Source organism: Motilimonas thetidivivens, from assembly GCF_046452435.1.
Lineage (GTDB): Bacteria > Pseudomonadota > Gammaproteobacteria > Enterobacterales > CBDFNC01 > Motilimonas.
The window spans coordinates 114481-129365 of record NZ_JBKFDK010000006.1 but is presented as its reverse complement, the minus strand read 5'-3'; the positions used below and the strand labels follow the sequence as shown (position 1 = coordinate 129365).

Below are 14885 nucleotides of genomic sequence, written 5' to 3'. Positions count from 1 at the left end.
TGGTTAAGCCCTTTTTTGTTTCTGCTAACACTTGAGCTTTGGAAGCTCATATCATCTCAACCCTAGCAAATAATACGTAATCTAAAAATCTAACTCCTTCACACTCTTGGCTTATCCCTTTGTGCCAATTACAAAAAGCTAACTAAGATTAAGCTACATGCGCCATATTTTTTGTAAAAGGAGCGGAAATGGCGATTCAATCAAGTCAGCTGCATCAATCATTAGCCGCACAAACTGCCGCTGCGGCAAATATTTCTGCTCAATTGAATCAATCTAGGCAGCAAGCCGGACTGCTGTCATTATCAGCAAAGAACCTTTCTGTGATTGCGGTGCGTATTGGGCAAGAAGCGGCGGGACTGAAAGTATTGTCTTTGTTTTATGATGAGTTTGCTCAACGCGCCATCAAGGTTTCCAATGAGATTAACCAGCTTGCTGCAGACATTGCGCTTAACTCGGTTAAACGTTGGCGCAGTGAAATGTTCCGACTAAAAATGGAGCAAGTATTGCGCCATCCTCCCGCCTTTTCAGGCGAATTGTTAAACCACAAGATGCAACTCGTTGCAGCCACCTCGGCTCATTTAAAGCAAAATACGGACGGCGCTTGCCAAGCACTCGAAAGCCATTTAGAAGAATTACTCACCTTTATGCAAAGTATGCAGGTGATCGCCATCAATGCTCGGGTTGAAGCGGGCAATTTGCCGCTTCATAAAGCCCAACTAGACGACTTATCGGCAAAAATTGATATAACAACGCAGAAAATCTTAGAAAATGTCCACGCCTGCCAACATCGTATGAAGGAAATAAAACAACCATGAAAATAGTGGAACTTTATAAAAACCAACAACATAAATGGATAATGTTAGGCAGAGACGAAACCAAACCCGATAAGATCATTGATACCAATCAGTATCTCATCTACCACAACGATCAGGCGATTCTACTCGACCCAGGTGGCATTGAATTGTTTGCTCCTATGCTGGAAGCCTTGGTAAAAATACTGCCATTAGAAAATATTCAACACTTGTTCGCGTCACATCAAGATCCCGATATCATCTCGTCTTTGGGGTTATGGGATCAGGTGTTAGATGGCGCTAAGTTGCATAGTCCTTGGCTATGGGAAGGCTTTATTCGGCACTTTGGTATGGAGCATACCGAATTTATGCCTATTCCCGATGAAGGCAGCACCCTCAATCTTTTTGGCCTAGAGCTACAATTTATCCCAGCTCATTATCTGCACTCATCAGGTAACTTTAACGTCTATGATGCCAAGGCCAAAATTCTATTCAGTGGCGATATAGGTGCGGCTCTAGAGCCCATCGACAGCCCACTTTATATTGATAATTTCGATGAGCACATTGCCAAAATGGCTTATTTTCATCAGCGTTGGATGCCATCTGAATCGGCCAAACAAGATTGGATCAAGCGCGTTAGAGAGCTGGAAATAGACATGATGTGTCCACAACACGGACGCATCTTTAAAGGTGAGCAAGTAGTGCAATTTTTAGACTGGTTTGAGCAGCTACCGGTCGGCATTGCGACCCAGTCTAAATCGAATCAATAAAGGATGAAGCCTAAGCTAAAGCCAACGCGATTTAAGCAAGCGCAAACTTTAGATTAGGCTCCATCGCCTTAACAAATTTAGCTTTACGATTGTAACTGCCCTTGCCTTTTTTCGCCTTTTCAACGCGCTGTTTAAACAATGGGGTATGTAATACCGCCTTAATCGCCGACTCCTTGATCTTGCCTTTAGTGTGCAAGTAACTGATTTCACCGCAGTCCACTTTGCTGTGCTCGACAGCTTTTGGTTTTATTTTACTCATCATTTTATCCTATAAAAAAACCGCGCCGTTAGTGAGCGCGGTTAAATAATAGTCAGGTCAATGTCATCGTTCAAGGGATATTTTATTTGTAGTCCCTTGCCCAACTCATTGAAATCAACTTATTGGTTTCGTTTTAACACAAAATTGAAGAACTCACTGGTTCCATCATCATTGTCACACACCAGTGCACCTTTGATAACATCTTCACCCTCTTCACTGATCATCACAGATTCAGCTTTAGCGAGTACCGCTTTACCGCCTTTTTGCAAAATGGCTGCGTAAAAAGTTAAATCAATCTCGTTTTCGGTAGCAAACTTAACCATAGGTAGCACGCCAACGAAGCTACCTAAGATATAGCCTTTTTTATTGATGCTGTTAGACGCTTCAATAGAAGCCGTAAATACTAGGCTATCTAACTTGGCCGAATAAGTTGCACCAGATAGGCCAGCCTCAAAACCGTGCATTTTTGGCAGGATGACTTTTTTCACTACCAAGTGCTCAACTTGCTCACGCTCGCCTAGCATGTATTGCAATATCTCATCGGTTTTTAGCTGATAAATTAAATTATCCCCGAAGTTACCTCGGTTTAGTAAGTAGGTGTATTCATTGGCAACCGCTAAGCCTTCGATATTGAACTTTTGATTCTCGGCAAAATTACCCGCACTGTGTAACTGGCTGTAAAGCGGGCTTAGAGAGCGTTCAATAATCTTAGAATGGTCTTGCGAAATAAGGTATCCCCATTCCCTCACCATGGCCTTTGAGCCTGAGCCAAGTACTAAAAATGCCTTGCCTTCTTCAAACGGAATCAAGGCCATTGACTCATAATCAGGCTTAACACTGCTATCTAACGTCCCGTTTTCTTTTAAACTCTCAGCCGGGAATTGCTTGATCGTGGTTAACGAGTCAACATTAAAGTTCTTGTCTAACTTGTATAAAAATGGAGACATATCGCTGACAGCAAAAATACTGTCATCTACTGTAACCAAAGAAGATGCCGCAGGTACTTTTTCGCTATGAACCGGATCACCTAATTCCAATACGTATTTGTGCCCAGTGCGCGCCTGCGCTTGCCCGATTACTGATGCTAATAGCAGCATCATGGCCATTTTTCTTAACATCCTTGCTCCCACATTCTAGTCACTCTTATGTGTCGATAAATAAATATGAGCAAACTCTACAAGTAATTGTCTTGTAAATCTATTAATCAACCTACAAAGGCTCAATAAAAATTTGATTAATCAATAACAGCACCACGAAATAGGGAAAAAATAAACCAATCCAAGGGCAAAAATCAGGGCAAACGTATGAATATTTTTCAATCGATGGGTGATGTTTTCTTATACGAATATCTGCCGCAAGGATGCGGCACTTAAGCCATCATGGATGATTTTATGGCGTTTCGTATAAGAAAATGTCACTTTGTCCGCTTGGATGATTGTTTTTTGCACATTCATGCGGTCACCCTAGGTCAAAAATGGCCAATCAGGATGATTAGGCATAATGGCTTCATTATTTGCAAAAAGCAGCCAACTTACTTGGCTATGTAGCCTTGCACTTTCTGCCAAAACACCCGCGCCATTAACAAGGCCAACAAGCAGCTTGACGCAATCGTTATCCACTCAGGTAACAACGCGTGATCTAATTGTGATAGCGGCGCAACTTGAAAACCATAAGTCGCAACCAGGTAATTAGTCAGCCAACCAAATACGATAGACATGGCTATAACACCAAACAAATAAGCAACTAACGCCCGTTTACCTAATTCTTTCAAAACCACACCTAAGGTTGCAATGTTGGTTGCAGGTCCAGCCATCATAAAGACTAAAACCGCACCAGGACTTATCCCTGACATCAACAACCCCGCAGCAATAGGCGTTGAGGCCGTGGCACAAATATACATAGGCACACTGATCAGCACCATGGCTAACATGGCCCAGATACTGTCACCCCATAAGGCTAGAAAATCCGTTTCCACATAAGTTTCAACCAAGGCAGCAAAAAATAAGCCAATCACTAACCAAACACTAATATCACGCACTAAATCCGTGGCAGCAAATAGCGTCCCAGAGCGTATTTTTTCCCACAGTCCTGGTTTTTTATCGCCATGAGCATCACCAACAAGGGATTGTGATGAACAACAACTCGTGGCTTCGGCTACCTTGTCATGGTTACAACAGTGAGATGAAGCAAGCTCAGCTTTCACCTTTTCACTGCCACCTTCACTGTTACAACAGCTGACAGCGGCATTCGCCTTTGTCTTAACCGCTTTACTGCTACAACAACCACTAGCATGACCATGGGCTTGTTGTTTCAGATCCTCTTTAGCTGCAAAAATAGCTTCTTCTTTGCCAACCAATAACCCCGCAACGATGGCACTCACAATCGCCGCAATCGGTCTAATTATCGCCATAAAGGGGCCAAGCAGCGCATAAGACACCGTCACCGAATCAACACCTGTTTCCGGCGTCGCAACTAGGAATGCTGTGGTGGCGTTTTTTGATGCGCCACTGCGACGCAAGCCCAATGCAGCAGGAATGACACCACAGGAGCACAAAGGTAACGGCGCGCCGATAAAGGCCGCCTTAATGGTTGTTTTAACGCCTTTACCGCCAAGATGGTTAGCCAAAAAATCACTGGGGATCGACTCTTTGATTAAGCCGGCAATCAACAACCCCAATATCATCCAAGGCGCCGATTCCATAAATAAGTCAATGAAATTGGTAATTAGCATAGCGCCTCCTGATCACTGGCCGCGAGGGCCTCCAAGATCGAACAATGACTCGCCGATTCAGCTCCCCCGCAACAAGAGCTACTCAGCTTTTGCAAGGATGCGCGAAAAATTTCCAGCTCTTTTATCTTGGCTTCGACTTGCGCCAACTTGGTATCGGTAATTAATTTGGGCTCCGCGCAACTGTGCCCAGCACTGTCTAGTTGAATGGATAATAACTCGGCTATTTCATCTAACGAAAAGCCGACACTTTTGGCGCGTAAAATGAAATGAAGCTTGGCTTCATCACCTTGGCTATAAAGCCGATAGCCTGCACCATTGCGGGCGCTAGGCACCAATAACCCTGATTTTTCGTAAAACCTTAGGGTGTCAGTTTTAAGACCACTGCGGGCCGCCATTTCACCTATTCGATACATCCAGCATTTCCTGTCCAAACTCAGTCACGGTGCCATTATAAAGTTTAGACCTTACTCCAAGGTCAAGGGGTATTTACGTAAAAATGGCGACAATTAGTTGCTTGGATCACAACTCGGAGGCTGTATTGACGCTTTTTTATGCAAAAAATCGCCACTAAATCCCTTTTTATTCCTTTTTTTCTGGTTAAAAGCAGCGCGAATTAAGGTAGAATACCCGCCAATTTTTACAGGCCAATAAAAACAACCACAAGCGTGTAAAAAATCTATCGCCATGCCCATATAAACCACCTAGCTATAAGGTGTTTTCAATCGGCAGAGATAGCAAAATTGTTTTACCCACCTTTAAAATCAATAACGGGAAGAAGTAGAAATGGACATAGCTCGACCAATTAAACGTGCGCTGATCAGCGTATCTGATAAAACAGGTATCGTTGAGTTTGCGCGTGAGTTAGCCGAACAAGGCGTAGAAATTCTATCTACTGGCGGCACGTTTAAGTTACTGGCTGATAACGGCATTAAAGTAATCGAAGCATCCGACTACACCGGACATCCTGAAATCATGGATGGCCGCGTTAAAACACTGCATCCAAAAATTCACGGCGGTATTTTAGGTCGTCGTGGCACCGATGAAGGTGTAATGGCAGAAAACAACATCCAACCAATCGATATGGTTGTTGTCAATCTATACCCATTTGCGGCAACCGTTGCTAACCCAAACTGTAGCCTAGAAGATGCCATCGAAAACATCGACATCGGTGGCCCAACTATGGTGCGCTCTGCGGCGAAAAACCACAAAGATGTCACCATAGTGGTTAATGCAAGCGACTATGGCCGCGTACTAGCAGAAATGCAAAGCAATAGCGGTAGCCTAACTTACCAAACACGTTTTGACCTAGCGATTGCGGCTTTTGAGCACACTGCGCAATACGACGGTATGATTGCCAACTACTTCGGCACGAAAGTACCTAGCTATGGCGAAAACAAAGAAGGTGACGCAGAATCTAAATTCCCACGCACTTTCAATGTTCAACTGCAAAAGAAACAAGACATGCGCTACGGCGAAAACAGCCATCAAGCGGCTGCTTTCTATGTTGAAAACAACGTTGATGAAGCGTCTGTTTCTACCGCTCGCCAAATCCAAGGTAAAGCACTGTCTTACAACAACATCGCCGACACTGACGCAGCGCTCGAGTGTGTTAAAGAATTCAGCGAGCCAGCGTGTGTTATCGTTAAGCATGCCAACCCTTGTGGCGTGGCACTGGGTGACAACATTCTTGAAGCTTATGATCGCGCTTACAAAACCGACCCGACCTCAGCGTTTGGCGGCATCATCGCATTTAACCGTGAGCTAGACGCTGACACCGCAGAAGCCATTGTTTCACGTCAATTTGTTGAAGTGATCATTGCGCCTAAAATTTCAGCTGCGGCCGAGCAAATTGTGGCTGCGAAGAAAAACGTACGCTTACTTGAGTGCGGCCAGTGGAGCGACAAAACCAAAGGTTACGACTTTAAGCGCGTTAATGGCGGCTTATTAGTACAAGATCGTGACCAAGGCATGGTGGGCTTAGATGACCTGAAAGTGGTCACTAAGCGTCAACCATCAGAGCAAGAGCTAAGCGATGCACTATTTTGCTGGAAAGTGGCTAAATACGTAAAATCTAACGCCATTGTTTACGCTAAAGACAAGTGGACTATCGGTGTCGGCGCAGGCCAAATGAGCCGCGTTTACAGCGCTAAAGTAGCAGGTATCAAGGCTGCTGATGAGAACCTAGAAGTCGCTGGTAGCGTGATGGCATCGGATGCATTCTTCCCATTCCGTGACGGCATCGATGCAGCAGCGGCGGCTGGTATTACGTGTGTGATCCAGCCTGGTGGCTCAATGCGCGATGACGAAGTCATTGCCGCAGCCGATGAGCACGGCATGGCCATGGTATTTACTGGCATGCGTCATTTCCGCCACTAATTCCAATATCACAACGGCCTAAGTCCCACTTAGGCCGTTTTGTTTTATTTCTGCAAATGAACACTTTGTTCGAGGCCTAGCTTCGATAAGTATTGAATCAAGGAATCCAAATGAAAGTTTTAGTGATAGGTAGCGGCGGTCGTGAACATGCCCTAGCTTGGAAAGCAGCTCAAAATGCCAATGTAGAAACCGTGTTTGTGGCCCCGGGCAATGCGGGCTCTGCGCTAGAAGCCAAGGTTGAAAACGTGGCAATTGGTGTCGAAGATATCGACGCGCTAGTTAAGTTTGCCCAAGACAAACAAGTTGAATTAACCATCGTTGGCCCTGAGGCTCCGCTGGTTATTGGTGTGGTTGATGCGTTTCGTGCAGCAGGCTTAAAATGCTTTGGCCCAACCAAAGGCGCTGCGCAATTAGAGGGCTCAAAAGCCTTTACCAAAGACTTCCTAGCTCGCCAAGATATCCCAACGGCTTGGTATCAAAACTTCACTGAAATTGAGCCAGCGGTTGCTTATATCAAAGAAAAAGGCGCGCCAATTGTAGTTAAGGCCGATGGCCTAGCAGCGGGTAAAGGCGTGATTGTTGCCATGACCGAACAAGAAGCGATTGACGCGGTTAACGATATGCTGGCGGGCAATGCGTTTGGTGAAGCAGGTAGCCGCGTGGTTATCGAAGAGTTCCTAGACGGTGAAGAAGCGTCTTTTATCGTAATGGTAGACGGTAAAAATGTCCTTGCTATGGCAACCAGCCAAGACCACAAGCGTGTAGGCGATGGTGATACCGGACCAAACACAGGTGGTATGGGCGCGTACTCTCCTGCTCCTGTCGTTACCCCTGAGATCCATGATCGCATCATGAACGAAGTGATTTACCCAACGGTTAACGGTATGGCTGCCGAAGGTAATACTTACACAGGTTTCTTATACGCAGGTCTAATGATCATGGCCGATGGTACACCGAAAGTGATCGAGTTCAACTGTCGTTTTGGTGATCCAGAAACTCAACCTATCATGCTGCGCTTACAGTCTGATTTAGTTGAGCTATGTCTAGCTGCTGAAGCAGGCGAACTGGACAAAGTAACGGCTGAATTTGATCCTCGCGCATCAGTTGGTATCGTACTGGCAGCAGGCGGTTACCCTGGTGACTACGCTAAAGGCGAAATCATTTCAGGTTTACCGACCACGCAAGTGGAAGGTGAAAAAATCTTCCATGCAGGTACTAGCCTAAAAGATGGCAACACAGTGACCAATGGCGGCCGCGTGCTTTGTGCAACAGCCCTAGGTAACACGGTTACCGAAGCGCAGCAACGCGCTTACGAGCTAACCAAACAAGTAAGCTGGAAAGATTCTTTCTACCGCACCGATATTGCATACCGTGCAATTGCGCGCGAGCAAGCGGCTAAGTAAGCCAACAGCTAAATGTGGCAGCCGCTCTAATTTGTGGGAGCCCCAGTGATGGGGCGATGATAGTTACTAAATGTTAAAGATAATCGCTGCATTGCGGCAGCTCCCACAAAAGCAGCCCCAACCTGCTTCTAGCGAAAAAAAAGCCAGGCTTAGCCTGGCTTTTTTCGTTATATGCAATCTTTTAATTATGCTTTAACTGCGTCTTTTAAAGCTTTACCAGCAACAAATGCAGGGATATTTGCCGCAGCAATTTGAATTTCAGCACCTGTTTGTGGGTTACGGCCTGTACGTGCAGCACGGTGGTTCACTTTAAATGTACCAAAACCAATTAGCTGTACTGGCTCACCGTCTTTTAAGCTTTCGGTAATGCCTGCTAAAACTTGTTCTAATGCAGCTTTAGCTTGTGCTTTAGAAAGATCGGCTTTTTCAGCGATGGCATCAACCAGTTGAGTTTTGTTCATGTGACTTCCTTTCCAAGGTCGTTGTGGACTTAATAGCGGGTTCAATGTATTCAAAAACAACGCCGTGCGCAAAGGGTTTATCTCTTAAAACCTGTTAACCGTCTGCCCTTTAACCAACTTCTGCGTGTAAGCTCACAATTTAGCCGCTACATTTAGCTAAAACGCAGCTAGATGATTGAAATATAATCGCAACAAATCTCGAACTCTGGCATTTTTGGATATAATAAAGCGCCTTTAACCATGCTATATAAGCAATCAAGCTCGCTGTTTTATGTTGGCTCCAGCTTTATCAACTCGGAATTTTCATCACGACAATTCATTTAAAAAGGCTTTTTCTTCATAGAGAATTAAGTAAACTAAAAAACAGCATTATTATTTAGCTAACCATTGCTTACAGGAGCGAACTTGTTTCTTTTACTTTTCTATTTGGCCTTGGCCGTTGGCGTTTCATTTATTTGTTCGGTTTTAGAGGCCGTGCTACTGAGCGTTACACCAAGTTATATACGCGCCCAAGCTATTAAGCACCCTACCCGCAGCGCCCAGTTAGAACAATTGAAACAAAAAATTGATCAGCCTTTGGCCGCCATCTTAACCTTAAACACCATAGCTCATACGGTCGGCGCAGCTGGTGTAGGGGCACAGGCTGCGGTGCTATTTAACAATCAATACATAGGTATCACTTCAGCTGTGTTGACGCTGATTATCTTGGTTTTTTCAGAAATCTTACCTAAAACCATCGGGGCGACGTATTGGCGTCGACTTGGTTTGTATATCGCTCCCGTTTTGATCGTGATGGTAAAACTGTTAAAGCCGTTTATTTGGTTATCAGACGTCATCACCCGTATCATTGGCAAACAACACGGTGAGCACCAACATATCCGCGAAGAAATTGCTGCCATGGCTCACTTAGGCAGCGAGACAGGGCAACTGGCGGATAACGAAGGTAAGATCATTAACAGCTTGCTCAGTACACGAGACACTAAGCTTAAAAATATCATGACACCGCGCACCGTACTGTTTTCGGTCGACAAGAACATGACGGTTAATGAATACCTAAGCCAGCACGCCGATGCGCCTTTCTCAAGGATCTTGTTAAGCAGTAAAGAGCGCGACAATGTGATTGGTTATGCGCACAAACACGATATCTTGATGAACCAGCAGCAAGGTGACAATGTAAAACTGGGTCAGTTGTTACAACCTATCTACGTTGTCCCTGATACAGTAGGCATTCCAGCCTTGTTTCAAAGTTTGCTCGAGAAACGCAATCACATTGCCTTGGTTGTCGATGAATATGGTGATGTGCAAGGCATTGTCACCATGGAAGATCTGGTTGAAACCCTGCTGGGCGTCGAGATTGTTGATGAGCAAGATAAAATTGCCGATATGCAGCGTTTAGCCAAAGCACGTTGGATCCGCCATCAGCGCAATACCGATGGCATCATTGAAAAACCAGAATAATTCGGCGGGTTTACATCATGCCTCAATCGAGGCTGATGCCGATATTACTGACGCCCTGATTGCGCGCAAACTTTCTGACCGCTTTCAATAAATCAGGGCTTCTTTGCTGTTCAAGCTGATAGATTAACTCTTGTTGAAACGCCAGCTCTTGCTCCATTAATTCATCAGCAAAAATAGCTTCTTCTGATAATTCTTCTTCGCAGGTCGCTTCAATAAAACTCGCGACGGTGGCGATAGACGTTTGACTCGCGTTAATCGCTTCTTCGCCATCTTCTTGCTTGTTCAACATTAAGTTAAATGCACAAGTCACCACCACGCAAGCATCCAGCGCAGGATAGACCCCATACATATCATAATCTTCAACGTTGGGAATGGCCGACTCAAAATGCTCACTTTGGATCTCAAAGTTCACCTTGGCATTTTTTACAATCAGCTTTTCCCAAAATAAATCCAACATTTTGCGAAAAGTCGCTTGCCCCGCAAACTCGGTGCCTTCACAAAATAACACATAGTTTGGGTACATACGCTCGGCCAAAGCGAGACAAAATGTCACTTGTTGCCATGGCGCAAATTGATTAAGTTGCTTATTTATATTATTTACCACTATCAAACCTGCTAAGTGCTTAAGGATGAAAATGCGACACACACTACTGATACTGAGCCAAGACGCCTCGCAATATCAACAAGCCCTAGCAAACAAGCTACCGGACCATGTATCGATGTTGGTGTGTGATAATATCGACTCTGTGGCTTGGATGCAGCAACAAATTACTTTAGCCCTCGCCGAGCCAGCATTAATTCGCCCCCTGATACCTCAACTTCCAAAACTGCAATGGCTGCAATCCACCTTTGCAGGAGTGGATGCACTTGCCGGAGCACATTTCCCCAAAGCCTGCCAAGTAACCGGCGTAAAAGGTATTTTCGGCCCCTTAATCAGTGAGTATGTGTTTGCTCATTTACTTGATTATCAAAGACAACTTGGCCAATATCGCCAGCAACAACAGCAGCAACTATGGCGCTCTCATGGCTATCACAGCGTACAAGGCATGACCATGCTAATCGTTGGCAGCGGCTCTATTGGCCAACATTTGGCGCAAACAGCAAAGCATTTTGGGCTAACCACCTTGGGGGTTAATCGTAGCGGTAAGCAGATAGCTGGCTTTGATCTATGTTACCCAATGGCGCAATTACACAGTGCGCTCTCGCAGGCCGATGTCGTGGTAAATACCTTGCCGCTAACGAGCGAGACCAGAGGTTTGTTTGACACTCAGTGTTTTAATCACATGCCCAATCACTGTGTCTTTTTCAATGTTGGCCGCGGCGCAAGTGTTAACGAAGCGGATTTGTTTGACGCACTTGAGCAGCGCCAGCTTGCCCACGCTGTTTGTGATGTGTTTAATACTGAACCTTTACCTGCTAACTCTGCACTATGGCACAGCCCATACTTAACCATTACACCGCACATTGCCGCGGTCAGCTCGCCACAGCAAGTAGCACAAATATTTTTAGAAAACCTGCAACGCTGGCAGCAAAACTTGCCGTTATTACATCAGGTTGACTTAACCTTGGGTTACTAATCAAACGATTCCGATGGCGATTAAAGGTGAGTAAACTCTCATTTATAAGGATTGCATTTGGCGCTGTCGATTAATCAAGCTAAATTTAATCCTGCTCTCATATGAGCATGGTGATGCACAATAAGTGTGATTAGGTCAGGAGACCTAACTAACCCACTGAAAGGCCAAGGATAGGCATATTCAATATTAACATTGGGGCTCAGCCCATGATGTTACCTGTCTGCGTTATTCAGTTCTCTTATCTGTGTTTTCTCGTGTAGAAGTCAAAGGAATAGACTCATGAAGAAATCAAATGTTTTTGTTAAAAGCTCATTAGCTGTTGCTGTTGCAATGGGCATGAGCAGTGCGGCTATGGCTGCACCTGGCACACCGATCGTACAATGGATGGAAGATAACTACTCCATTATCGAAGTAAACCAAGCCGCGTCTGCATATAAAGACTTATTCGTTGTTAAAGATGCCGCAACGGTTCCTGTTACTTGGGATATGTGGTCGGGTGCACCGGGCACCAAATGGCAAGTATTACTAAACGGTGAAGTTGCCCACGAAGCCACTATTGCAGCGACACCGGTACAAAAAGGCGTTGTTGATCTGCAAGTTAAAAAAGGCGGCCAATACGCACTAACGGTTAAATTATGTGATGACACCGGCGCTTGTAGTGAAAGTGCGGCGAAAAATATCGTGGTTGCAGATACCGACGGTAGCCACCTAGACCCACTACCGATGAAGGTAGATCCAAACAACGGTAACTACACCACCCCAGAAAACACGGTTGTAGGTACTTACTTCGTAGAATGGGGCGTTTACGGCCGTAAGTTCTCTGTTGACCAAATTCCTGCACAAAACCTAACGCACATTATCTACGGTTTCGTGCCAATATGTGGTCCAAACGAATCATTAGGTGAAATTGAAAACGGCAACAGCTTAGCGGCACTAAACCGTGCTTGTGCTGGTACACCTGACTATGAAATGGTTATCCACGACCCGTGGGCCGCTATTCAAATGCCACAAGGCAGCGATATCCACTCAACACCTTACAAAGGTACATACGGTCAAATGATGGCGTTAAAACAACGCTACCCTGATCTAAAAATTCTACCTTCGGTAGGCGGTTGGACCCTATCTGACCCCTTCTACGATTTCGTAGACAAGTCTAAGCGTGACATCTTTGTTGCTTCTGCTAAGAAATTCCTTCAAACATGGAAATTCTTTGACGGTATCGATATCGACTGGGAATACCCAGGTGGCCAAGGCGCACACCCAACCAAAGGTAACCCTGATTTAGATGGCCAAGCATACGCTGATCTAATGAAAGAATTACGCGCCATGCTAGATGAGCTATCTGCTGAAACGGGTCGTACCTACCAGCTAACTTCTGCTGTTGGTGTAGGCTATGACAAAATTGAAGACGTAAACTACATTGATGCCGTGCCTTACATGGACTACATCTTTGCCATGACTTACGACTACTACGGTGGCTGGAACAATGTTGTAGGCCATCAAACTGCACTTTACTGTGGTAGCCACATGAGTGCGGATGAGTGTGAAGGTAAAGGTCTTGACGCTGAAGGTAACCCTCGCAAGGGCCCAGCTTACACTTCTGCAAACGGGATTAACCTACTGCTAGAAAAAGGCGTTCCAGCGAACAAACTAGTGGTTGGTGCGGCTATGTACGCACGTGGTTGGACAGGCGTAACCCAAGAATCAATGACAGATCCTGCTAACCCAATGACGGGTGTAGGTAACGGTAAAGTGAAAGGCTCGTGGGAAGCGGGTGTAATCGACTACAAAGATGTGGTTCGCGATTACATCAACAACCCATCTGTTAAGAAGTTCTATGACGAAGTGGCAGAAGCCCCATATGCATGGAACCCAGCAACGGGTGACCTCATCACTTATGACGATCGTCGCTCAGTACTAGCCAAAGGCGCATACGTTAAAGCCAACGGTTTCGCGGGTTTATTCTCTTGGGAAATTGACGCAGACAACGGTGACATTCTAAATGCAATGCAAGAAGGTCTTGCTGGCCACGTTGTTGTAACGCCAGTTCCAACAACACCACCAACGCAAGAGCCGACTCAAGAACCAACGCAAGAACCGACTCAAGAGCCAACTCAAGAACCGACTCAAGAGCCGACTCAAGAGCCAACAGCTGAGCCAACGGCTGAACCAACTCAAGAGCCGACCCAAGAGCCAACTCAAGAGCCAACACAACCTCCAGCAGGCGATTACGATTTCGTTTACCCTGATGGACTAGGTAGCTACACAGCAGGCACTAAAGTACTTGCCAGCGATGGTGGTATTTACCAATGTAGCGTAGCGGGTTGGTGTAACCTAGGCGGAGCTTACGAGCCTGCGAAAGGTTGGGCGGCAGACAATGCGTGGACTAAAGTAGGCTCAGGCACCGTGCCATCAACCGAGCCAACTGGCACTCCAACTGTAGAGCCTAGCGTTGCGCCAACAGTGGAGCCAACGGCTGAACCAACGGCTGAGCCAACGGTTGAACCAACTCAACCACCAGCGGGCGACACAACTTGGGTAGATAGCCAAGTGTACAATGGTGGTGACCAAGTCCTATACAATGGCGTGAAATACCAAGCTAAGTGGTGGACACAAGGTGACAACCCATCTCAATCTGGTGAATGGGGTGTATGGAAAAAGCTATAAGAATTAATCAAATTGATTAAATCGATAGATTAAGTCTCGAGGGGAATGGATCACATTCCCCTCTATTTATTTTGACAATTTGATCCGCATAACAAATATCACTTTCAATACAATAACGCCCTTTAATAGCAACAAAAACCTAAACTAAATATGAAGTTAGGGAAATAATCTAAAAGTTTAGCCATTCGCACTTTATTTACGTCGATTTATTCACCATTTTTTTTAGCTTCATCACGTTTAGCACTTTCCCCGTCTTGCCCTTAGCATCAGATACTCCTATATTGTCTTAAGTCTGAACAAGACTACACTTTTTGAAATGAATCAGTATGGCCAGGAGGCCTTCTAATATACTGATTTATATGTTGCCAAGGATAGGCAAATACATTGGATAA

General features: G+C 45.3%; 13 protein-coding genes. 7 read left to right on the top strand and 6 right to left on the bottom strand.

The window, feature by feature from the left end; all coding sequences use genetic code 11:
• Positions 1-188 precede the first annotated feature (188 nt).
• Both ACK8OT_RS06745 and ACK8OT_RS06740 read left to right on the top strand, forming a co-directional pair.
• Positions 189-815, top strand: a complete 627-nt coding sequence (locus ACK8OT_RS06745; RefSeq protein WP_410195731.1) for a hypothetical protein — start codon at positions 189-191, stop codon at positions 813-815.
• Positions 812-1561 (top strand): oxygen-binding di-iron domain-containing protein, encoded by a 750-nt coding sequence (locus ACK8OT_RS06740; protein ID WP_410195730.1) that lies wholly within the window; start codon positions 812-814, stop codon positions 1559-1561. Before ACK8OT_RS06745 ends, ACK8OT_RS06740 begins: the two co-directional genes overlap by 4 nt.
• Positions 1562-1592: 31 nt before the next feature.
• On the opposite strand, the gene ACK8OT_RS06735 is transcribed toward ACK8OT_RS06740, so the two are convergent.
• The 4 genes from ACK8OT_RS06735 to zntR form a co-directional block, all read right to left on the bottom strand.
• Complete coding sequence (locus ACK8OT_RS06735; RefSeq protein WP_410195729.1) at positions 1593-1820, bottom strand: alternative ribosome-rescue factor A; 228 nt, start codon at positions 1818-1820, stop codon at positions 1593-1595.
• A gap of 119 nt (positions 1821-1939) precedes the next feature.
• Complete coding sequence (locus ACK8OT_RS06730; protein WP_410195728.1) at positions 1940-2938, bottom strand: DUF6929 family protein; 999 nt, start codon at positions 2936-2938, stop codon at positions 1940-1942.
• Positions 2939-3351: 413 nt separating this feature from the next.
• Positions 3352-4551 carry an SO_0444 family Cu/Zn efflux transporter gene (locus ACK8OT_RS06725; RefSeq protein ID WP_410195727.1) on the bottom strand — a complete coding sequence of 400 codons (1200 nt, stop codon included), beginning with the start codon at positions 4549-4551 and terminating at the stop codon, positions 3352-3354.
• A complete protein-coding gene (zntR, locus tag ACK8OT_RS06720; RefSeq protein WP_410195726.1) occupies positions 4545-4964 on the bottom strand; it encodes a Zn(2+)-responsive transcriptional regulator in 420 nt (139 codons plus the stop codon). The genes ACK8OT_RS06725 and zntR overlap by 7 nt, the downstream gene beginning before the upstream one ends.
• 370 nt (positions 4965-5334) lie before the next feature.
• On the opposite strand from zntR, the gene purH reads away from it, so the two are divergent.
• Complete coding sequence (purH, locus tag ACK8OT_RS06715; protein WP_410195725.1) at positions 5335-6927, top strand: bifunctional phosphoribosylaminoimidazolecarboxamide formyltransferase/IMP cyclohydrolase; 1593 nt, start codon at positions 5335-5337, stop codon at positions 6925-6927.
• Between the two features lie 110 nt (positions 6928-7037).
• Positions 7038-8330: a phosphoribosylamine--glycine ligase gene (gene purD / locus ACK8OT_RS06710; protein WP_410195724.1), complete on the top strand. Its 1293-nt coding sequence runs from the start codon at positions 7038-7040 to the stop codon at positions 8328-8330.
• A 185-nt stretch (positions 8331-8515) separates the two neighbouring features.
• Here purD and hupA read toward each other — a convergent pair whose 3' ends face one another.
• Positions 8516-8791 (bottom strand): nucleoid-associated protein HU-alpha, encoded by a 276-nt coding sequence (gene hupA / locus ACK8OT_RS06705; RefSeq protein ID WP_410195723.1) that lies wholly within the window; start codon positions 8789-8791, stop codon positions 8516-8518.
• A gap of 405 nt (positions 8792-9196) precedes the next feature.
• Between hupA and ACK8OT_RS06700 the strand changes: the two genes are divergently transcribed.
• Positions 9197-10249 carry a hemolysin family protein gene (locus ACK8OT_RS06700; protein WP_410195722.1) on the top strand — a complete coding sequence of 351 codons (1053 nt, stop codon included), beginning with the start codon at positions 9197-9199 and terminating at the stop codon, positions 10247-10249.
• Positions 10250-10271: 22 nt separating this feature from the next.
• Here the strand turns inward: ACK8OT_RS06700 and ACK8OT_RS06695 are convergent, their stop codons facing one another.
• Complete coding sequence (locus tag ACK8OT_RS06695; protein ID WP_410195721.1) at positions 10272-10853, bottom strand: YjaG family protein; 582 nt, start codon at positions 10851-10853, stop codon at positions 10272-10274.
• 31 nt (positions 10854-10884) lie between these two features.
• Between ACK8OT_RS06695 and ACK8OT_RS06690 the strand changes: the two genes are divergently transcribed.
• Positions 10885-11826 carry a D-2-hydroxyacid dehydrogenase gene (locus tag ACK8OT_RS06690; protein ID WP_410195720.1) on the top strand — a complete coding sequence of 314 codons (942 nt, stop codon included), beginning with the start codon at positions 10885-10887 and terminating at the stop codon, positions 11824-11826.
• A gap of 279 nt (positions 11827-12105) precedes the next feature.
• The gene (locus ACK8OT_RS06685) at positions 12106-14493 is read left to right on the top strand and encodes a glycosyl hydrolase family 18 protein (RefSeq protein ID WP_410195719.1); all 2388 of its coding nucleotides are present in this window, start codon (positions 12106-12108) and stop codon (positions 14491-14493) included.
• Positions 14494-14885: the final 392 nt, after the last annotated feature.